Source organism: Streptomyces sp. NPDC001634 (assembly GCF_040298185.1).
GTDB lineage: Bacteria > Actinomycetota > Actinomycetes > Streptomycetales > Streptomycetaceae > Streptomyces.
Genome location: NZ_JBEOZU010000130.1, coordinates 1 through 19,818, shown reverse-complemented (window position 1 = coordinate 19,818; position 19,818 = coordinate 1). Strand labels below are relative to the sequence as shown.

General features: G+C 69.2%; 22 protein-coding genes and 2 pseudogenes. 16 read left to right on the top strand and 8 right to left on the bottom strand.

Going from position 1 to position 19,818, the window contains the following annotated elements; translation table 11 throughout:
- The first annotated feature begins 105 nt into the window (after positions 1-105).
- The 10 genes from ABT186_RS44140 to ABT186_RS44095 all read left to right on the top strand — a co-directional run bounded on the left by ABT186_RS44140 (position 106) and on the right by ABT186_RS44095 (position 10,477).
- A complete protein-coding gene (locus ABT186_RS44140; RefSeq protein WP_351930008.1) occupies positions 106-1,494 on the top strand; it encodes a TadA family conjugal transfer-associated ATPase in 1,389 nt (462 codons plus the stop codon).
- 46 nt (positions 1,495-1,540) lie between these two features.
- Complete coding sequence (locus ABT186_RS44135) at positions 1,541-2,458, top strand: type II secretion system F family protein (RefSeq protein ID WP_351930006.1); 918 nt, start codon at positions 1,541-1,543, stop codon at positions 2,456-2,458.
- Complete coding sequence (locus ABT186_RS44130) at positions 2,455-3,348, top strand: type II secretion system F family protein (RefSeq protein WP_351930004.1); 894 nt, start codon at positions 2,455-2,457, stop codon at positions 3,346-3,348. The genes ABT186_RS44135 and ABT186_RS44130 overlap by 4 nt, the downstream gene beginning before the upstream one ends.
- Before the next feature lie 30 nt (positions 3,349-3,378).
- Complete coding sequence (locus tag ABT186_RS44125) at positions 3,379-3,567, top strand: hypothetical protein (protein ID WP_351930002.1); 189 nt, start codon at positions 3,379-3,381, stop codon at positions 3,565-3,567.
- Between the two features lie 213 nt (positions 3,568-3,780).
- Positions 3,781-4,194, top strand: a complete 414-nt coding sequence (locus ABT186_RS44120) for a TadE/TadG family type IV pilus assembly protein (protein ID WP_351930000.1) — start codon at positions 3,781-3,783, stop codon at positions 4,192-4,194.
- Positions 4,191-4,637, top strand: a complete 447-nt coding sequence (locus tag ABT186_RS44115; protein WP_351929998.1) for a TadE family protein — start codon at positions 4,191-4,193, stop codon at positions 4,635-4,637. The genes ABT186_RS44120 and ABT186_RS44115 overlap by 4 nt, the downstream gene beginning before the upstream one ends.
- Positions 4,634-5,086: a TadE/TadG family type IV pilus assembly protein gene (locus tag ABT186_RS44110; RefSeq protein ID WP_351929996.1), complete on the top strand. Its 453-nt coding sequence runs from the start codon at positions 4,634-4,636 to the stop codon at positions 5,084-5,086. Before ABT186_RS44115 ends, ABT186_RS44110 begins: the two co-directional genes overlap by 4 nt.
- Positions 5,087-5,094: 8 nt before the next feature.
- Positions 5,095-8,595 (top strand): hypothetical protein, encoded by a 3,501-nt coding sequence (locus tag ABT186_RS44105; protein WP_351929994.1) that lies wholly within the window; start codon positions 5,095-5,097, stop codon positions 8,593-8,595.
- A gap of 521 nt (positions 8,596-9,116) precedes the next feature.
- On the top strand, positions 9,117-9,662 hold the full coding sequence (locus ABT186_RS44100) for a hypothetical protein (protein ID WP_351929992.1): 546 nt from the start codon (positions 9,117-9,119) through the stop codon (positions 9,660-9,662).
- Positions 9,663-9,706: 44 nt separating this feature from the next.
- Positions 9,707-10,477, top strand: coding sequence for a transposase (locus ABT186_RS44095; RefSeq protein WP_351929990.1), 771 nt, complete (start codon positions 9,707-9,709; stop codon positions 10,475-10,477).
- A 438-nt stretch (positions 10,478-10,915) separates the two neighbouring features.
- Here ABT186_RS44095 and ABT186_RS44090 read toward each other — a convergent pair whose 3' ends face one another.
- Both ABT186_RS44090 and ABT186_RS44085 read right to left on the bottom strand, forming a co-directional pair.
- Complete coding sequence (locus tag ABT186_RS44090) at positions 10,916-11,089, bottom strand: hypothetical protein (RefSeq protein ID WP_351929988.1); 174 nt, start codon at positions 11,087-11,089, stop codon at positions 10,916-10,918.
- Positions 11,090-11,219: 130 nt separating this feature from the next.
- Positions 11,220-11,429 (bottom strand): annotated as a pseudogene (locus tag ABT186_RS44085) (transposase); the annotation flags it as partial.
- 161 nt (positions 11,430-11,590) lie between these two features.
- On the opposite strand from ABT186_RS44085, the gene ABT186_RS44080 reads away from it, so the two are divergent.
- Positions 11,591-11,812, top strand: a complete 222-nt coding sequence (locus ABT186_RS44080) for a hypothetical protein (protein WP_351929986.1) — start codon at positions 11,591-11,593, stop codon at positions 11,810-11,812.
- A 1-nt stretch (position 11,813) separates the two neighbouring features.
- Here ABT186_RS44080 and ABT186_RS44075 read toward each other — a convergent pair whose 3' ends face one another.
- From ABT186_RS44075 to ABT186_RS44065, 3 genes are read right to left on the bottom strand one after another with little or no spacing between them, the layout of a single operon-like run.
- The gene (locus tag ABT186_RS44075) at positions 11,814-12,416 is read right to left on the bottom strand and encodes a gamma-glutamylcyclotransferase family protein (protein WP_351929984.1); all 603 of its coding nucleotides are present in this window, start codon (positions 12,414-12,416) and stop codon (positions 11,814-11,816) included.
- Positions 12,302-12,856 carry a GNAT family N-acetyltransferase gene (locus ABT186_RS44070; protein ID WP_351929982.1) on the bottom strand — a complete coding sequence of 185 codons (555 nt, stop codon included), beginning with the start codon at positions 12,854-12,856 and terminating at the stop codon, positions 12,302-12,304. The genes ABT186_RS44075 and ABT186_RS44070 overlap by 115 nt, the downstream gene beginning before the upstream one ends.
- Complete coding sequence (locus ABT186_RS44065; RefSeq protein ID WP_502973512.1) at positions 12,853-14,148, bottom strand: NsdA family TPR-like regulatory protein; 1,296 nt, start codon at positions 14,146-14,148, stop codon at positions 12,853-12,855. The genes ABT186_RS44070 and ABT186_RS44065 overlap by 4 nt, the downstream gene beginning before the upstream one ends.
- Before the next feature lie 279 nt (positions 14,149-14,427).
- Between ABT186_RS44065 and ABT186_RS44060 the strand changes: the two genes are divergently transcribed.
- Genes ABT186_RS44060 through ABT186_RS44050 form a run of 3 tightly spaced genes read left to right on the top strand, consistent with a single transcriptional unit; the run spans position 14,428 to position 16,027 of the window.
- Positions 14,428-14,904 carry an ATP-binding protein gene (locus ABT186_RS44060; protein WP_351929978.1) on the top strand — a complete coding sequence of 159 codons (477 nt, stop codon included), beginning with the start codon at positions 14,428-14,430 and terminating at the stop codon, positions 14,902-14,904.
- The gene (locus ABT186_RS44055; protein WP_351929976.1) at positions 14,904-15,299 is read left to right on the top strand and encodes a DUF6415 family natural product biosynthesis protein; all 396 of its coding nucleotides are present in this window, start codon (positions 14,904-14,906) and stop codon (positions 15,297-15,299) included. The genes ABT186_RS44060 and ABT186_RS44055 overlap by 1 nt, the downstream gene beginning before the upstream one ends.
- A 56-nt stretch (positions 15,300-15,355) precedes the next feature.
- Complete coding sequence (locus tag ABT186_RS44050) at positions 15,356-16,027, top strand: hypothetical protein (protein WP_351929974.1); 672 nt, start codon at positions 15,356-15,358, stop codon at positions 16,025-16,027.
- A gap of 849 nt (positions 16,028-16,876) precedes the next feature.
- On the opposite strand, the gene ABT186_RS44045 is transcribed toward ABT186_RS44050, so the two are convergent.
- Positions 16,877-17,107, bottom strand: coding sequence for a hypothetical protein (locus tag ABT186_RS44045; RefSeq protein ID WP_351929972.1), 231 nt, complete (start codon positions 17,105-17,107; stop codon positions 16,877-16,879).
- 3 nt (positions 17,108-17,110) lie between these two features.
- On the opposite strand from ABT186_RS44045, the pseudogene ABT186_RS44040 reads away from it, so the two are divergent.
- Positions 17,111-17,557, top strand: a pseudogene (locus ABT186_RS44040) (DinB/UmuC family translesion DNA polymerase); the annotation flags it as partial.
- Between the two features lie 105 nt (positions 17,558-17,662).
- On the opposite strand, the gene ABT186_RS44035 reads toward ABT186_RS44040, so the two are convergent.
- A complete protein-coding gene (locus tag ABT186_RS44035) occupies positions 17,663-18,022 on the bottom strand; it encodes a hypothetical protein (RefSeq protein WP_351929970.1) in 360 nt (119 codons plus the stop codon).
- A 98-nt stretch (positions 18,023-18,120) separates the two neighbouring features.
- Here ABT186_RS44035 and ABT186_RS44030 point away from each other — a divergent pair, with 98 nt between their 5' ends.
- Positions 18,121-18,357, top strand: a complete 237-nt coding sequence (locus ABT186_RS44030; RefSeq protein WP_351929968.1) for a DUF6207 family protein — start codon at positions 18,121-18,123, stop codon at positions 18,355-18,357.
- 169 nt (positions 18,358-18,526) lie between these two features.
- Here ABT186_RS44030 and ABT186_RS44025 read toward each other — a convergent pair whose 3' ends face one another.
- Complete coding sequence (locus ABT186_RS44025; protein WP_351929965.1) at positions 18,527-19,693, bottom strand: GNAT family N-acetyltransferase; 1,167 nt, start codon at positions 19,691-19,693, stop codon at positions 18,527-18,529.
- Between the last annotated feature and the right edge of the window lie 125 nt (positions 19,694-19,818).

The following is a 19,818-nucleotide window of genomic DNA, read 5'->3' as shown; positions in this document are numbered from 1 at the left end:
GACCTCGGCCATCTCCCCAGGTGTCACACCACCACAACGACACCCGAGCCCAACAGACACGCCACTCACGAATGAAGCTGACCAAGCCCTACTAGCCCCGCGGCCGTGCCCAAGCTGGCTAGCGTGCCCGCCGAACTTCTCCCAGTCGGCTGGGAGGTCATCGAAGCCCTGCAGGCCGACGTGTCCGCACAGCTGAGCAAACGCGACCCCGAGCGCACCATGGCCGAGCCCGACCGGCGCGCCCTGGCCCGCTCGCTCACCAGCACCGCCGTCGCCGACTGGGCCACCAAGTACGCCCAGGGCAACACCCCCCTGGCCCAGGAGCAGGAAGCCCGCATCGGGACCGCGGTGTATAACGCGATGTTCCGCGGCGGCCGCCTGCAGTCGCTTCTCGACGAGGACGGCGTTGAGGACGTCATGGTCGACGGGCTCACCGCGCACGTGGAGTACTACGACCGGCCGCGCCGCACGATCGACAAGGTCGCCGACTCTCACGATGAGCTGATCGTCTGGGTCAACCGGATGGCCCGCCAGTCCGGCCAGGGCGAACGCGCCTTGACCCAGGCGACCCCGATGGTCGGCTTCCGCATGCCCGACGGCTCCCGCGTCACCGCGAGCCTGCTCACCAGCCGCCCCTCGGTCGTCATCCGCAAGCACCGTATCCGCCAGCACGGCATCGGCGAACTTGTCCAGTGGCAGTCGATCAATGCGCTGCTGGAGCGTTTCCTCGTCGCGTGCGTCCAGGCGCGGATGAATATCCTCGTGGTCGGTGACATGGGTGCGGGCAAGACCAGCCTGCTGCGCGCCCTGGGCCGGGAAATCCCCCAGGCTGAGCGGCTGGTGACGCTCGAATCCGACCGTGAGCTTTACCTCGACGAGCCCGGACCCAAGCCCGGCCCGGTCACCTTCGCGTTCGAAGCCCGCCAGTCCAACGGTGAACGCACCGCTGGGGACCGGCTCGCCGGCGAGGTCACCATCGCCGACATGTTCGCTACCGCGCTGCGCTACAACGCCACCCGCGTCGTCGTCGGCGAGGTCCGCTCCACCGAGATCGTGCCGATGCTGCAGGCCATGTCCGCCGGCGGATCGGGGTCGATGTGCACCATGCACGTGCGCCGCCCGCATGCCATCGTCTCCCGCCTGGTGCAGCTGTGCACCGAGGCCGGCATGGCCACCGAAGCCGCCCACCACCTGATCGCCTCCGCGATTGACGTGGTCGTCTACCTCACCTACCTCGACGAGACCGGCATCGGCGGCCGCAAGCACCGGTTCGTCTCCCACATCTACGAGGTCCACGACATCGTCGGCGAGGGCGGCCGGCCCACCACCACCGAACTGTTCGCCCCCACCGCCGGTGAGCCGCGGGCCGTTTTCCAGAACCTGCCGTCCTTCATCGACGAGCTGGAGCGCACCGGCCTGGTCGACCGCTCCTGGCTCGCCAAGGACCCGCACGCCTGGTGGGGTCCGCCGCTGCAGCTGGTGGGCCGCCGATGACCGGCCGCCGCCTTCCCCCGTCCCAGACCGTGCCCGGGAGGAACCGGTGACCACGTCCCAGCTCGCGCTGGTCTCGGCCTGCTGCGCCGTGCTGGCCGTCCTCGCCGCGGCCGCCACCGTCCGCGAACTCCGCGGCCGCATCCCCGACCTGGTCAAACCACCCTCCCGCCTGGCTGCCCGGATGCGGCGCGCCAAGACGGACCTGCCCGAGAACTGGCAGCGCCGCTGGCGCCACCTGGTTGCCGCGGCCGGCGTCGTCGCCCTGGTCGTGTGGGCGTACACCGGCTGGCCCGTGCACGGCCTGCTTGCCGGTGCCGCCGTGCTGGGCCTGCCCTTCCTCCTGCACCCGGGCGGCGCCGCACAGGCCCGTATCGAGCGCCTCGAGGCGCTCGCGCAGTGGCTCAATCAGCTGGCGGGCGTGCACACCGCGGGCATCTCGCTGACCCAGACCATCCGCGCGTCCGCGAAGAACGCCCCCGCCCCCATCGCCGGCAATGTGCAGCGCCTGGCCGATCGGCTGCGGACCGGCATGGACGCCCACCTCGCCTTCGCGCTGTTCGCCGACGAACTCGCCGACGGCGTCTGCGACCACGTCATGCTGCTGTTCCAGTCGCACGCCGTCTACAAGGGGCCCGGCCTCGCCGATGCCCTCGAAGCACTGGCCATGACCATCCACCAGCAGGCCGCCGACGCCCGTGACGTCGAAGCCGACCGGGCCTCCGTCCGCAAGTCCTCCCGCCAGGTCTCCCTGGTCATCTGCGTCGTGGTCATCGGCTGCATGCTCAACGGCGCCTGGTCGGGCTGGTACGCCAGCTCCCTCGGCCAGGTGGTCCTGGCCGTCCTCGGCGGCCTGTTCGCATGGACCCTGACCTGGCTGCGCCGTATCGCCCGCACCCAGCCCGACCCGCGGCTGCTGGACCCGCTGCCCGCCCACCTGGCCGCCCTGGAAGGCGAAACGCGATGATCCCCATGAACGCGGTCCTGCCCGCAGCCGCCGCCGGACTGATGATCGGGCTTGCCGTGCGGGCCGCCCTGCCCACCAAACCGGACCTGGCCAGCGCCCTGGACCGCCTGGACGCCCGCCACTTCACCAGCCCCATGCCGGCCGCGGCCCCGCCCGGCGCCCGCGGCCTGCCCGAACGGGTCGGTGCCCGGCTGCTGGACGAGTTCGGCCTGCGCATCCGCCTGCCGCTCAGCGACCTCAGCCTGCTGCGGATCTCACCGGCCGAGCACCTCGGCAAGCGGATCCTGTTCGCGCTGTACGGGCTGCTCGCCCCCCAGCTGCTGCAAGCCCTCCTCGCGCTGGCCGGCACGCCGTTCCCGTTCGCCATCCCCGCAGGCGTCTCGCTGCTGCTCGGGGTGTTGTTCTGGTTCAGTCCGGGCCGCGACGTCACACGGGCGGCGGCCGCCGCCCGCCTCATCGTGCGGCACGCCGCCGCCAGCTACCTCGAACGCGTCGCCCTGGCCCGCGTCGCCAACTCCGGCGCCGCCCAGGCCCTGACCCAGACCGCCGAAGTCGGCGACGGCTGGATCTTCCAGCGCATGCGCACCGTCTTCGACCACGCCGAACTCGCCGGCATCACCCCCTGGGACGCCCTCAAACAACTCGGCGAAGAACTCGGCATCCCCGAACTCACCCGGCCCGCCGACACCCTCGCCCTCGCCGGCGAAGGTGCCGCCGTCTACACCACCCTGCAGGCCCAGGCCCGCCAGCTGCGCGTCGCCCTGCTGACCGACGCCAAAGCCCAGGCCAACGAGGCATCCGCGGCGATGGTGCTGCCCGTCACGCTCGGCGTCATCCTCATGCTCGCCTTCGTGATGATCCCCATCGTCAACACCATCCTCGCCAGCTGAAGCGGCGACCGACCAAGGAGAACCACCGTCATGGACATCCAGATGCTGGCGGCATGGATCCGCTGCCGCTTCGAGGAACTGCGCACCGCGCGCGACCGGGGTGCCACCAGCACCGAACTCGCCGTCATCGCGGGCGCCCTGCTGGTCGGGGCGGGCCTGCTCGTCGCCGCGATCCGCGCCAAGCTCCTGGAGAAGATCGGCATCATCGAGGGCGGCTGAGCCCACCGACACACCGCCCTCACGTCCCGACCACTGGAGAGTGAAACCGTGGCCCCCTCCCGCATCCGCGCCACACGGCCGGGCTCGGTGCTGCCTGTTGCCCGGCGGCACGGCGAAACCAGCGGCGACGGGCGCTTCGAGATTCCTCGAGTCCCCAGGCCCGCACGAGAAACTCACCGCCCTCGACGCCTGCACACGATGCGGAGGTGCGTGATGAGACGGCCGCGGACCCGGATCGCAGCCGCCCTGGCCCGCTTCCGCGAGGACCGCGGCGTCGGCAGCGTTGAACTGGCCACCCTGGCCCTGGTGGTGCTGATGCTCGCCTTCACCACCATCCAGGTCGGCCTGTACTACCACGCCCGCAAGGTCGCCCAATCCGCTGCACGCCAGGGCGTGGACGCCGGACGGCAGCTCGGCGCCGGCCAAGCCGACGGCATCGCCCACGCTCAGCAGTACCTCGCCCGCTACGGCGGTTCAGTCAAGGGCGCTCAAGTGTCCTCCAGCGGCAGCACCGCCGAGCAGATCCGCATCACCGTCACCGGCGAGGTAGCCACCCTGGTGCCCGGCCTGACCCTTCACGTCACCCAGTTCGCCGACGGCCCCATCGAACGCTGGACCAATCCATGACCCGCACCCGCCTGCTCGGACGGCTGCGCCAGGAGCGGGGCTCCTACGCGCTGGAGACCGCCGTCCTGGCCCCCGTCCTGATCGCCATCCTGTTGCTGATGGTCGCCTTCGGGCGGGTCACCGACGCCGAGGGCGCCGTCGACGCCGCCGCCCATGCCGCCGCCCGGGCCGCCTCCCTCGAACGCGACGCCGCCGCCGCACAGTCGGCCGCCCAGAACGCGGTCACCCGCAGCCTGGACGGCGACGGCGTCACCTGCCAGACCTCCAACGTCGCCATCGACACCTCCGGCTACACCACCGACGCCGGGACCGCGGCCACCGTCACCGCGACGATCTCGTGCACCGCCAACCTGTCCGACATCGGGATGCCCGGCCTGCCCGGCGCGAAGACCCTCACCGCGTCATGGACCAGCCCGATCGACACCTACAGGGCTCGCCAATGACCGTGACCGCTGTGCTGAAGAGCCGTCTCGCCGCGCTCCGCGCACGCCACGAAGACGGCTCCATGTCGCTCTTCTTCGCGGTGACCACCGTCGGCCTGCTCATGGTCATGGGCCTGCTCGTCGACGGAGGCGGCGCCCTCAACGCCTCCAACCACGCCGAGTTCCTCGCCCAGGAAGCCGCCCGTACCGCCGGGCAGCAAATCGACCCCGCCCAGGCCATCGAGGGCACAGCGATCACCATCGACCCGGACGCAGCGGCCGCCGCCGCCCAGGACTACCTCTCCGCCGCCGGCGTCCAAGGCGAAGTCCAGATCAGCGGCGACGGGAAGACCATGACCGTCACCGTCCACGACACCTACCACACCTACTTCGCGCAGCTGCTCGGCAAAGGAACGATCACGGTGACCGGGACCGCGACCGCACATCTGCAGACCCAGGCTGGAGGCTGAGCCACACCATGGCCCACCAAACCCCTGCACCGCTGCGCACCCTACGCACCTTGCTGCGCGCGCTGGGCGGCCTCATCCTCCTGACCGCTCTCCTCGCCGGCACCCCGTATGTGCTACTCCTCGTCGGAACCCAGCCCACCGAACTGTCCGGCGGCATCGACGTCCTGGTGCGCCCGGACGACGGCACCCTGTTCTTCACCGTCCTCACCTGCATCGGCTGGGCAGCCTGGGCCGCCTTCACGTGGACGGTGATCCTGGAGATCATCGCCGTGGTGCGGGGCCGCTCCGCCCCGCGCCTGCGCGGGCTGGGAGGTATGCAGTCCCTGGCCGCGTTCCTCGTCGGCGGGATCGTGCTGCTCGCCCCAACCGCCGCGTCCGCGACCTCGTCGCCCGCCGCCGCCACCACCGCCTCGCAGACCGCCAGCAACAGCACCCCGCGTGCCCGGCCGACCGCGCCCGCAATGGCCGACACCACCAGCGGGCCGACGCACACTGTCGCCTCGCCCGTTGAACTGCCATGGGATCTGGCCGAGAAGTACCTGGGCAACGGGCAGCGGTGGCATGACATCGCTGCCCTCAACCCTGACATCCCGGGCCTCGCCTCCGGCGACCAATACCTTCCCAAAGGCGCCGTCATCAAGCTGCCCGATGACGCGCACCGCCCCGCCCGCCAGGGCCCCACCCCCACGAGTCCACAACGCGCGAAAGACACGTCGCTCCAGAAAGCCACCAGCGAAACTGACCCAGAAACCTCGCGAGAGGAAGGCATCCGCACACCGCTGAGCAACAGACCGGCAGCCGCCGCTGGAGAACGCGAGCACGTGGTCACCGTGCACCCCGGCGACTACCTCTCGAAGATCGCTCAGGAGGAACTCGGCGACGGCAACCAGTGGCCCACACTCTTCAAGGCCAGCCAGGGCAAGCCCCAGCCTCACGGACTGCCCAAGATCACCAACCCCGACGTCATCTACGCAGGGCAGCAGGTCACCGTGCCCGGCGCCATGTCTGGCCAGCACGAGCGCCCCACGGATGACAGCCAGGCAGGCGGATCAGGCAGTCGGCCGCACACGCCCCCGGCCACCGAGGACCCGCACCAGGGCCGGGACGCGGGCAACGCGCCAGCTGCCTCGCCGAGCGCATCGGCCACACCCGCGCCAAAGTCGTCCGCACCCAGCGCACCGGCCAGCCATCCCAGCTATGCCAGCAGCCCCGACCAGCAGCCCACCCAGGGCCCGCAGCACGGTGCTCCGCCAGCGGCATCCGGCCCAAGCGCCAGCGCTCCTGCGTCGCCTGCACCATCTGCAACCCGCGGATCCTCCCGCACGGCCGTCGCCTCACAGGCACCGGCATCATCGCCGACGAGCAGCCCGCTGAACCTGCGCATCGTGCTCGGAGCTGGCGCGCTGCTCGCGGCCGCCATCACCGGGGCGCTCGCCCTGCGCAGGACGCTCCAGCGCCGCCGCCGCAAGCCCGGCGAGACGATCGCCATCGCGCCCCAGACCTCACCCGCAGAGTCGAAACTCGCGGCAGCTTCCGAACCGGCCGCCGCTTCCCGCCTGGACGTTGCGCTGCGCACGCTGGCGCACCAGGCCGGTCAGGACGGCCACCAGGACGTGCCCCCGCTGCGGGCCGCGCGGATCGGTGCCCGCTCACTGGAAGTCCTGCCGGAGGACCTCTCCCAGAAGCCCCGAACACCCTTCACGGCCGGGCAGGCTGGGTGGTGGCTGCTGCCTGCCGACGCCGAACTCCTGGACGAAGCCGCGGCCCTGGACGTGCCGGCACCGTACCCGGGCCTCGTCACGGTGGGCAGTACGGAATCCGGCGACCTCGTGCTGGCCAACCTCGCCCAGCTGACCGCCGTCCTGCTGGACGGCAATCCCGTACACATCACAGAGGTGTGCACGTCGCTGGCCATCGAGCTCGGGATGAGCCCCTGGTCGGGCGACATCGAGGTGGTCACGATCGGGTTCGGCGAGGACCTGCCGCAGCTGCTGCCCACAGCACGGATCGCCCACATGCGCCAGGCCGCACACGCGCTCAGGGATCTGACCGAACGCCTGCTGGAAGCGCACCAGATGCCCGACACCGCGCACCAGCCGTACCTGGTTTTATGCGCGGCCACCCTGGACCCCGACACCGCCTGGCAGTTCGCCGACGCCATCGACAAGGCAGGACGCGTCCCCGTCACCCTCATCGCCCCCGCCTCGTCCGCCGCAGCGCACTTCCCCCAGGCGGAGATCCTCAACGCCTCCGTCAGCACGCCGCAGCAATTCGACTACCTCGGTACCGAGATCACGGTGCAGCGCCTGGAGCACGCCGCCTACCAGCAGATCACCACCGCGCTGAAGGTGTCCGGGCAGCCGTCCCACCCGGCCGACGGGCCCTGGCAGGACGTTCCGGACGAACTCGACATCCAGGCACCGCCCGAGCCGGACCTGACTGAGGAACCAACGGCCGCAGAAGCCGTCGAGGGCAGCGATATGCCCGCACCGGTACCGGCCGGAGCGGGCGCGGGTGAAGGTGAGGTGTTCCCGGCTTTGCTGGCGGCCTCCGCCGATCCGTCCGCGCTGCGGCCCCTGCCCGGAACCCCAAGCCCCAGGCAGACCAGCGGCGACGGCGCCGAAGAGCAGAAACCAGTGACCGCGGAACTGCCGAAGGACGATCCGGTAGAAGCCGAACCCGGAGAGGCTCCGCGCTCCCCCGCCCACGAGCCTGAATACGCCACGACCGGCTCCAAGGAAGCGGGTGCACACGACCTGAACGCGCCGGAGATCCGGGTGCTGGGCCCGGTGGAGGTGGACCGGGTCGGCACTACCGGCCACGGCCCGCGTATCGCTCAACTCGCCGCGCTCATGTTCTTCCGCCCCGGCCGCACCGCTGACGTGCTGTGCGCCGACATGGACCCGCTCAACCCCTGGTCGCCGGCCACCCTCAACGCCCGGCTGCAGGGACTCCGGCGCGCCCTCGGGAATGACGCCGCCGGCAACGCCTACGTGCCACGCCGCCGCGCCGGCGACGACCCCTACCTCCTGGCCCCCGCAGTGCGCTGCGACTGGACCCGATTCCTCCAACTCGCCGAGCGCGCCCTCCCGCAGGCCGCGGCCGGCCTGCCGGACCTGGAGAAGGCACTGTCCCTCGTGCGCGGCCGCCCCTTCGGCACCCGGCCACTGCCCTGGGCCGAGCCCCACCAGCAAGAGATGATCACCCGGATCATCGACGTCGCTCACACCGTGGCGGTCTACCGCACTCCGGCCGGCCCGCACCATGACCTCCACGCCGCACGCCAGGCCATCGCGACCGGCCTCGACGTCGACCCTACGGCGGAGCTCCTGTACAGGGACTGGATGAAAATCGAACGAGCCGCCTCAAACCGACAAGGGCTGCACACCGCGATCACCCGCATCCAACAGACCAACCGAACACTGGACTGCGACCTCGAGCTGGAGACCGAACAACTCATCAACGACCTCCTCAACGACACGGGTTCAGCACTGCGAAAGGCGCTATGACGTCCGAGGAACAACCTTCAGCCATTCTTGGGCAGCCGATCTGACGTGCTGATCAGCGTCGTTGGTGAGGCGAATGACAACCTCACGAATATCGGGGTGACCCGTCCAGCAGTTCGGCGGCGTCCGGTTCCGGCCGGATGATGTGCTGGAGCTGAAGTGTCCGTTCACCGAGACCACGGTCACTAATATCTCTCGCTACTGCGTCTCTGTACGGTGGCCGTGGCTGGAGGTGGACCCACAGGCGAAAAACATCAGGTGAAACGGCCAGGGCGCTTCCAACGCCTGAGGCCCACGCCTGGGAGATCTTCCGAACAGAACCGGCGGAGGCCGCACTAAGGGCTGTCCCGCAATGATCAAGAAGCCCCGCTCGCGGACACACGGCCGTGAGAGGAGACCGTGCGCCGCACCGAGTCGGCATGAGGTTCGTTCGCTGAGCCCGGGAAAACCGTTGGACCCGTTGACGGGGGCGCGTCATAGGGTTCGGGGCGCGGAGACGCGGTCGGCCGGCGAGGGAACGGTGGATGACGGGACTGTACGAGATCTGGCAGCGGGCAGAGGTGGCGCGCAGGCTCGACGTGTTGTCGGGCTTCATCGCGATGTGCGTGGCGGGGGACGACGACGCGCGACGCCGTCTCGCCCAGCTGGTTGCCGGCGCGGACGCGGCCCTCTCCGCCTCGCCCCCGGATTTGGTGGTCGCCTCTGAGTACCTGGACGAACTCGTCTGGTGGGCTGACACGGAGTGGGCCGATCACCCCTATCGTCCCGTGGAAGCCCGGCCTGACGAGGCCGACCGGCAGACGCGTGACTACGCCAAGGACCTCCGGCACGCCGCACTCCCGGTCCGCGTCCGGGACGAGATGGGCCGCATCGAACTCAGTCTTGAGGTGCGGTTCCTGGCCTTGTGCCGCCAACCGGGGTTGGACTGTCGGATCCGCCAGGACATCTTCTACGTCGCCGGGCGTGCTGCGATGGCCCTCGACCTCGGGCACTTGGAAGCGGCAGAGCGGGAGATCCGGCGCATGGAACAGGTGGGCTCCGTGGAGCCACGACAGAGCCACTGTGGCTGATTCGCGGCTTTCCGAGGTCCACAGGTGTGGAACGATCTCTTCACGTGGCTGGTGTGATCACGCGGTCGGAACCGCATTGGATAGCCCCGTTCAGTGGGTTGCAACCGCGCGACTTCCGCAGGCTGATCGCTATGTTGCGCCGAGAAGGTGCTGAGCTGACTCGCCGGGGACGTCCCTGGTCACTGCCGTTGGAAGACCGGGTGCTGCTGGTCACCGCGTACTGGCGGACAAACCTGACACTGCGCCAGCTTGCTCCGCTGTTCGGCATCTCCAAGTCAGCTGCCGACCGCATCATCGGCCATGTTGGGCCGTTGCTGGCGCTCAAGCAGCGGCAACGCTTCCGCGCCGGCACCGTGCTCATCGTCGACGGCACGCTCGTGCCCACCCGCGACCACAGCGCCGCCGAGCAGTCCAAGAACTACAGGTACTCCACCAACCACCAAGTCGTCATCGACGCAGACACACGGATGGTCGTTGTGGTCGGACGGCCGGTGCCTGGGAACCGCAACGACTGCAAGGCATGGGAGCTGTCCGGTGCGAGGGCCTCCGTCGGCCGTACCACCGTGATCGCGGACGGCGGTTACCGGGGCACTGGCCTGGTCATCCCACACCGCCGCGAACCAGGCCAGGCCGAACTCCCGGCCTGGAAAGAGGAACACAACACTTCCCACCGCAAGGTCCGAGCCCGCGTCGAGCACGTCTTCGCCCGCATGAAGAGCTGGAAGATCCTTCGCGACTGCCGCCTGAAAGGCGATGGTGTCCACCACGCCATGCTCGGCATCGCACGCCTACACAACCTGGCCCTCACCGAATAGGGGCAAGCCCGCGAGCGGTACGTCATACAGCGACTCAAAGATCATTTACCAGACAAGGCTTAAAGTCGGGCGACACCTGTCGGGTGGGAATCCCCCCGACCGTGGTGCACGTCCTGGCGGTCCATCACTTCGATCCGCCTCTGGTGACCGGGATGCTGCCGCGGCCTGCGTCCTACCTAGAAGTCCTGCGACAGGGCGAAACCACGACCCCGAATTTGAGGACCAGGGCTACGCGCTCGACCCGGCGGGCGGTGAACCGATCCGCATCGAACTGCTCTTCCGCCCCTACGCCTTCCTCGAAGCAGGCGATGAGGTCGCCGACCAGGACGGGCGCGTCTGGCGGTTCGACGCGGCCTGGGGCTGGCACCCCTTCGACGAAGCGCAGCCCAGTGCCCCGGCCTGGCACTGGCTCTGCTCTCCCGCAGCGGCGAGCATGCGTTACGCCACTTGGTCGACGTCGCCTCGTGCGAGATCGCCCCACACGTCGAGGAGTTGCCGGTACTCCGCTGTGCGGTGCGGGCTGGCGGGTTGCCCCATGAGTCGTCGGATCTGGTCGTTGACCTCATTGAGGGCAGGCGTCACCTGGCCGTCAGGCCGGGGAGGGATGGGCATACCTGCACCGTACGGGTGACCACTGACATTCGGTTCAGGCGGTGACTGTTCTATTCTTCGTTCGAAGCGGCGGTTTTCGGCTGTGATTGAGCAGAACAGGCCAGGTTCAACCAGTGGATGCAACACCGGCTTATTTGATCGATAGTAGATGGTCGTTGAGGGCTTCGGCGGGTGTCTTCCAACCGAGGCTCTTGCGGGGGCGACTGTTGAGCGTGGCTGCGACCGCCTCGATATCCTCCGCCGGCCATCGAGAAAGGTCGGTTCCCTTCGGGAAATATTGGCGCAGCAGGCCGTTCGTGTTCTCGTTGGTGCCGCGCTGCCAGGGGCTGTGCGGGTCGGCGAGCACCCCGTTCGCGATCTCCCGCCAGAACTGACGTTCTACTTCCCGCCGAAGCGCCGGCGCACCAGGCGACTTCATCGGCGACCGCCCGGTCAACGCCGCCATCCACGCTGCTGGCCTGCCCATCAACACCTCCGAGGACGAGGTGTTGCAACGACCGATTGAATCCGCCCAGGACACATCCGCTGGCCACGCCCCCAGAGATTGAGCTGCGCGGCTACCCGTCGCCGATCTGGACCGAGGCCGAAGCGGGCTCGTGCTCGCTCTGCTACGCGAAGTGCAAGCGCTACGGCAGCGGCGCGAACCCGCTGTGCCGTGACTGCTTCGCCAAGGTCGCAGCGAAGCAGGGGCCGAGCGTGAAGCAGAAGGGCTACAACGCCTGAACTACTTGCCCTTGGGTAGGCCCGCGATCAGCCTCGGACCGATCCGCGCGCACCGGGCTGCGTACTCCTGTAGGTGCATGTCCTGGAACTCGGCGGCGTCCCAGTTTTTCGGGCGGACCTCTTCACCCGCCCAGATGTAGGCCCAGCAGCGTTGCCCAGTGGACAGCGTCACTTCTCGTAGGTCGTAACGCGTGTCCTCGAACACGTCGAGGATCTTCCAATCCTCGTTGCTGAGGTCGGTCAGCAACACGCCCTCCGCTGCGTTACCGACTGCGGAGGCGACGAGTCCGGGGTAGACCAGACCCTCAAGCGCGGCAGCGCGCCACCCGGGCGCGGACGCAGGCGTATGAGAGGGTATTCGCCCCAATAGCGCCTCCAGCACGGCATCGAACTGGAGGGTGCCGTAGCAGAACAGCGTGTCAGGGACTGGTACGAGTCGGCTCCGACGGTCAGGAGCCACGGTCAGGCGTCTTCGCGGGGCTTGAGCGGTCACGCCGTATCCCCGTTCTGGCCTGTCTCGGCCACGCGCAGGTCGCGGAGCATGACTGCGAAGTTCGGGGAGTCCGGGAAGGGCTGACGGTTGCCGATCTTCTGGTACCCCCATGTCTCGTAGAGGGCTTGCACCTTGGGGTGGTCGGGGTCGACGAGGAGCACGGCAAGGGCCTCGGGCCGGTCGGCGAGCAGCGCTTCATGTAGCCGTTCGGCGGTTCCGGTCTTGCGCCATTTATGGCGGATCATCAGTTCGGAAAATGCGAACGTCGAGTCGTCTGTCGGCGCGTCCTTTAGGTGTTCGCGCCACCACTCGCGGCCCGGGGTGGCCGGGGCTCCGTATGCGAAGCCGACCGGCTCGGCGTCGTCGTAGCCGATCACACAGGAGAAGCCGGGGCGTCCACCCCAGTGGTCGACGAACCAGGGAAACCGCTGGTTGAACTCGTCGTCCATCTCGTCCGCATAGGCGTCGGCGTGGACGTCGAGGAGGGTTTGCCGGATCTTCGGCAGGTCGTCGTGTCCGAAGCGGCGGAGTTCAATGGTCGCCGTGGTCATGCAGTGCTCCATTCGGTCCGGTAGCGATCGGCCCACTCGTGTGCGATGCGGGGAGGGGCAAGGGTGATCAGGTCGCGGTGGAAGTCACCAAGGAGTTGACGCATACGGCCGGGGAGGGGGTCCCCGGCCATAATCTCGAAGGCGTCTGCGCTGGTCTTGTATGCCTGCTCGACGTCGCCTTGATGGAGCTGCGCGAGCGCGAGGCGCGCGGTGGTGTGCGCGCGGTTGCGGCGGTAGGTCTCGGGTAGCGCGGTGAGTGCCTTGTAGGAGGCGGCTTCGGCCTCCGCCGGGTCGCCGACGGTGTCACGGACGATCGCTGTGAGGGAGTGCAGCTCTGCGGGGCCGTAGAAGGCGATCCAGGTAGGTCGCGGCGCCGTGGTGTCGGCCCTTGCCATGGCGTCGTCGGCGCGGCCGAGAGAACGCAGAGCCGCGCGCCGGTCTCCGGCGTTGGCGAGTCCGATGGCGGTTCGGGCGTGGGCGAGCGAGGCGTGCAGAGGGCTGCGGCGTGCGGCCCATGTGGCCTGCGCGGCCTGCGCGGCGGCCACGGCTTCACCGAAGTTCTTCCGTTGACGGGCGAGCATCGCGCGCAGGTTCCAGACCTGCATAGTCATTTCGGGATCCTGGGCCATACCTGCCAGGGTCAAGGCGCGGTCGAGGTGTCGGCCGGCGCCGTCGAGCTGCCCGGCGTCGATCAGGGACCATGCGGCGGTTGCGGTGAAGTCCGAGGCGAGTGCGAACAGGCGCGCTCGTACGCGCTGGGTGGTGGACCGCTGTTGCAGGTCGAGGGCTTCGGCGGCTCCCGCCAGAGCAGCGCGTTCGAGGGCGGTGTGTCCTCCGCGTTCAGCGTCCAGGGCAATGAGGGTGTCGATGCTGTCGCGGAGCCGGATTACGTCGGAGGTGCCGACGCGGGATGGGCGCGAGGAGGTGGCGATGAGGGGTACGGCGACGGCGGCGGCGGTGCCGGTGGCCGCGCCGCAGAAGCGGCGGCGGTGCACTGAGGGATCCTCCGTTGCTGGTGCTGGGGGTGCTGGAGCGGTGGCGCGTTTCCCCCGAGGCACGAACCCTAAGGCCGTGGTGCTCTGGCCGGTGACGGTCTCTAAGGCGCGACGTTGGCGTTCCTGGGGCCACTGGTTCTCGCCGGACAGCCACCGGAACACGGTCCGTTCCGACGTGGTCCCGAGTCGGCCGGTGAGGTCGCCAATCGCCTCGTTTACCGCGTCGGCCAGTTCACCGGCCGACATCTGATGATCCGTCATCCAGGCGGCTAAGGCTTCGTTTCTTGTCTCCGCCATGGGATCACGGTAGGTGGTGCAGACCGCTACGGACAGTAAAGGGCTGGTCAAGTCGTCAGTCAGGACATAACTGGCTCGCGCAACTTCGTCATGGCTGACCGTTGGTGACCGTGGGTTAGCTGTTGTGTACGGCCCCGTCGCGTCCCCGTCCCCCGTGGGGCCGCGACGGGCACCGACCCAACCGCGAGCGCTGAGGCGACGATGATCAGAACCGCACAGCAGACAACCCCTACCTCCGCGCGCTGTCCGGTCGGCACAACGCTCCCCCCAGAGGACGTGATGACGACGACAGCCGTACGCGCGCTTCGCACGGCCCCCCACCGTGGTGGCGACGTGCTGAACGAGAGCTTCCGCGTTGCCCCCCGCCGTGGGGACGCGCCGCCCCGCCAAGAGGACGCGCTCCGCGTAGGAACCATGCGCCGGATCGCGGCCGCCCGGCTCAGATACTTCCGCCTTGAGGCGCTGCACGACGACGTGATGCTGATTGTCTCGGAGCTGCTCACGAACGCGCTCATGCACAGCGGCACCACGCAGATCACCCTGAGCATCACGGTCGAGGACGAAACCCTGCGCATCGCTGTCGACGACGGCATGCCGGGCACCGCCACCCCCAAGGCTGCGGATGGCGACGCCGAGTCAGGGCGAGGCCTCGCGCTGCTGGAGCACGTGGTGCGGGAGTACGACGGGGACTGGGGAACCAGCGACGACGGCGCGACCACGTGGTGCCTCCTCACGATCCCCAAAGGGGGATCGTGATGGTCGCCGTGACGGACGTAGTCACAGAGTTACCGAACCTTCGGTGCTCCAACGATGACGAGACGATGGGGGTGCTCCTTGCCGGTCTGCGCTGCTCCCTCGCTCACGAGGCCATCACCGACGAGCTTTACGACGACCTGGAGGCCGTGCTCGGCGAGCACACGCACCCCGCTCCGCACGACGCCGCGGTCATCACGGGGCGATTCCGGAAGGCGACTACGACGTTCGTGGAAATCGTGCCGCACCTCGTGCGGCCGTATCCCCTGGACGAGTTAATGCGCCTTATCGACGTGAGCGCTGAGCACGCCCCCTACGAGGCCGCACACGGCCACGTCCGACGGTTCGCTCTGGCGATTCTCGCGCTGCTCGACCTGATGGGAGATGCCGCCTCGTGACGCGCTGTCGCCCGCTCCCCCAAAGCCCGCTCACACCGTCGAGGGAAGAACGTTTCGTGCGCACTGTGAATGAACCGCGCCTGATCCCCTTCATCACTCAGCGGGAGGGGGAGGACGCCGCGCCGGACAACCTCATCATCGTTCGGCACGCATCGGGCCCCAGGCTCTACTACGCGGATGAGGACGCCAAGGGCAGGGACCGTCCGATTCGAGGCGTGCTGTGGGCGCGCTGCGGATTCAACCCCGTGGACGAGCAAAAGATGCCGACGGGCCCGCCGCAGTGGAAGCTCATGCACCCGTACCGGCAGATGCTGATGATGCAGGCCATGCGCTGCCAGGTTTGTACGCAGCCGGCACGTACCCCCTTGGGCTTCATCTTCCTTGCGGGCCCCAAGGATCACGACCCCACGCAGGCCACGATCAAGACGAACCAGCCCCCTGTATGCCGGAAGCACGTCCGTGCTGCCGCCGCGCTCTGCCCTCACCTGGAGAGGAACCCGATGGTCCTCCTCGCGAGGAGTGCACCTCTGTACGGGGTCCACGGCACCCTCTACGGCCTGAACGCGGAGAACAAGGTGCATGTCGTCGCGCAGCCGGACCATGCTCTGCCCTTCGGGCACCCGAACGTGCCCACGTTGCTCGCCTCTCAACTGATCCGGCGCCTGAGTTCCTTCAGGATCGTCAGGCTCGACGAGCTGACGCGGGAGTTGGCCGAGCGCGCCGCATAGAGACGGCCGCTCGGTGGGCCGGACGCCCGTGAGCCTTGCCCATCGAGCGGCGCAAACCCCCGGCGGAGTGCCGGGTATCCCCAGAAACCCCGGTGCCAGACGGCTTCCCCCTCCTTACGCGGTCTGGCACCGGACCCGCCGCGATCCGACTCAGCTGAGAGAGCATCTCGTGGACGCCTTACTTCCCGCCTTCGTTGACCGGCTACTTGATCAGGGGCGCGACCCGGGCGAGATTCCCGAGATTCCGGTCTCAAGCGCCACGGGCTGGCTGGGGCCCCTCGCCGCCCGGGTCCTCAGCGCTCTCGGCACCGGCACGCACGAGCCCGCGGACGCGTTCCTCGCGCACGGCTATGTCCACCTGCCGCTTTCCACGCCCAACGGCCGTGCGGTCCACCTGCGTCTGGCAGCGCATACCGCCTTGGAGCCGTGGCTGGTGCTTGCCCCGTCCGTGGTCCTGACGGTCAAAGGAACGGTGGTGCTGGAGATGTATCAGGAGGTCGCCGACTCGCTACAGGGCCGCCCACAGTACGCCCGCAGCTTCGGCCCCGAGCAGATGTTCGCTGTGCACCCGGGCACGCAGTGCTCGACCCAGAGCAGTCCGGACAGCGTGCAGGTTCTGGCCGCTGCGAGTCCCACGCTACCGGTGGGCACGACGCCGACTGGCGACGAGTACGCGGCTGCCGTCCTACGCACCCGCTGGGCGCTCGAAGGCCTCGCGCACTGTGCTCCGGCAGGTGACGGTCAAACCCGAGAAAGGGCATCGCGACGCAAACGAAGGCGACCTGCAGCGCGACTTCCACCAATGGCTCCAGCAAGGCCCCCTGCACAGCGTCGTCCAGGTCGAACCCATCAACATCGGCATGGGCCGCGCCGACGCCCGAGTACGGCCTGCACACCGTCGCCGATGTCGCCGAAGTCCCGCAGCCCACACTGCAGCGCCTCCTCGGCGCCCGCGCCGGCCGCGCCCTCCACGAGCACGCCCACGGCCGCGACACCACGGTCGTCGACCCCACCCCGGCACCGGCGAGCCTCAGCACGGAGCACCGCTTCGCCCGCGACGAACTCGACCCGGCCGCCCACCGGCGCGTCCTTCTCGCCCTCGCCGACGACCTCGGCGCCCGCCTACGCGCCTCCGGCCAGATCGCAACGGGCGTGACCTGCACGATCCGCTACGCCGACCTCAGTGCCACCCGCCGCAGCCGGACCCTGCCCGAAGCCACCCAGCACACCCTCCTCCTGGCCCGGGCCGCCTACGCGGTGTACGACTCCCTCGGTCTCCAGCGCGCCCGGGTCCGCAGCATCGCGCTGCGCGCCGATGCCCTTCGCCCCGCCGAACGGGCCACCCGGCAGCTCACCCTCGACGCGGGCGACGACAAACCCCTCGCGATCGAAGCCGTCGCCGACCGCGCCCGCTACGGGCGTCAAGTGCTCTACCCCGCCGCCCTCGCCATCAGCTCCCGTCCCCCGTCAGCCCGGCAGTGGGACCGAGGCGATCGCCCAGACGACGCGCGTGGACGTCGTGCGACATAAGCGCGACAGACTCAAGGGATGGTGGGCATCCCCAGCGCTGCTCCCGCGCCGACTACCTTCACGTCGCCGACAACGCGCTCGAAGTACTCACCCGGCGCGGGCTCGTCAGGCCAGGGGAAGCTGCCCGAGCGGCCGGCTACGATCAGCCTGAGCCTCCAGCACAGCGGCCACGTCCGGCCCCCTGGTGAAGGCGGGGCCATCCCAACACGCCGGGACCGCCACGGGCGTGAGGCGCACCTCGGTGCCGTGGACGCGCGCGGCGTCGAAGAGGGTCTGCAGCATCTGCATGCCCGCCAGGTCGAGCGCACCGAGACGGGCATGCCACGTCTGGGTCTCCAGGTCGTACGAGGCGATTTGGCGGAGCCTGTCGAGTTGTTCCTGCCATTGAGGATCGGCGGCCGGCGCTGCCCGGATGGTGGCCTCCAACACCCATGCGCAGTCAGGGGAGTTCGGCGAACTGGTCACACAAGGAACGGTAAGTGTCGCCACTGACAACTCACCCGGCCAGGTGAATCCGGAGCCTGAACAGAACCCCGGCCGTCCACGAGCACGTACTGACAGACGTGGGCCCGGAAGCGCACCTGTCCGAGCCCGGCCTGCTCGTCATCGACGTGGCGGGCCGTGACGATGCCACCGTCCTTGCCTTCCAGGCCGCGATCGCCCGCCTGTGGGGCACCTCGACCGCCGAGCACACCACCAGGGACGTCGGCCAGCCCGGTGTTCGGCTGCGGATATACACCGATCTGCGGCAGGTCCTCGAGGAGGCCTCCCCGACGGAGGTGGAGCCGACGGCCACGTAGAAAGGCGTGGTCCGCCACCACGGGGGGAGTGGCGGACCCGCCTGTGCCACGGTGCCACACCGGTCGCCGGTGTGCCCGGTAGGCGGGTGAAGTCACCGTAGGAGAAGGGCGACTTCGATCGCCTCCAGCCCGGTTCGCCCGCGTCTATCTCCGGTCGTCAGGCAGGGCCTCAGAAGTGATCGGGCAACCAGGGTTCGTTCTCAGTGGTCCGGATGAGGATGCTGAGCGCCGTGTCGGACTTGGCGGCAACTCCTGCGAGGCGGGCTGCGGCCGCTGTCCGGTAGCCCCCGGCGTACCAGACGGCCAGTTGCCGTCGAGTGAGCCGGACTTCACCAGCGGTGTGCGTCTTGGTGAGCTGCCCGGCGCCGCCTTTCACTTCCAGCAGGTAGTGGTCCCAGCTCTCGCCGGCCTCGCCCTCAATGTCCACGGGCACGGCGATGTCGAGGTCATCGGGCCAGCCCCGCAGCCGCACCGCTTCCTCCAGGTCAAGGATGCGGAGCATCCATGGGTGCCACGCTTCCGTCGTTGGCCGGTACCGGTGAAGGTTGTGGAGTAGCGCCGGGTACGGGGGGAGGGCGGAGCGCCGGAAGTGGATGGCTGGGGCGCGGGTGTGGTGGCTGGCGAGGAACGCCATCATCTCGCCGACGGTGTCGGCGTCGGTAGCCCAGAAGTCGTGCACGGTCAGCTGCATCCCGTGCCGCTCGCTGCGCTTCATGGCGAAGGAAAGCAGCCCCGTGGGGGACTGGGCCGGGCCGAACCGGTAAGTGGTCAGCTGCTGCTTGCCGTCGATCCAGGCGGGCCACCAGTCCGGGCGCTGCACGGGCCCGTTCCACTGCCGGGCCAGGTGGCGTTGCAGCTCGTCGGCTTCCGTCGTACGGCCGTGCTCGATGGGCAGCCCGGAGCGGGTGAAGGCCCGTTTGAGGTCGTCGGCGGCGATGGACCACGCGAACACGGGGACGGGGGCCTCCCAGCCGAGGCGGCGAACGTACCCGCCCGATGTCGTCCACAGTGTGGAGATCACCGCGCCTTGGTCTCGCAGGTGGCGGAGCCGTTCGGCGAGCATGTCGACGGAGAGTCGGGCGCCGCGTTCCTCGGGGGCGACGCACCCGGCGCTGAGCAGGGCGGAGGGCACGGGGGCCCCGCCGAAGAACTGCGGGACGAGGAGACCGAGGCCGCCGGCGATGACCCGCCCGTCCCGGACGGCGACGCGGATGTCCGCGTGCGGGCGCAGGCGGGTGATGTCGCCCACGGGATGGCCGTAGCTGCGGGTGGCGAGAGCGTCGTACTGCTGCCACAGCTCGTCGTCGGCCTGCACGATCCGGATCGCCTCAAGCATGTCGCCTCCCCTTCTAGTAGGACTCCGTTAGGTCTGTCTTGATCTTGGTGTGGTCCTGCTGGGCAGAGGTCGGTGGCAGGTGGTGCAGACGCCGGTCCAGCAGTTCAGCAGGTCCTGGAGGGTGT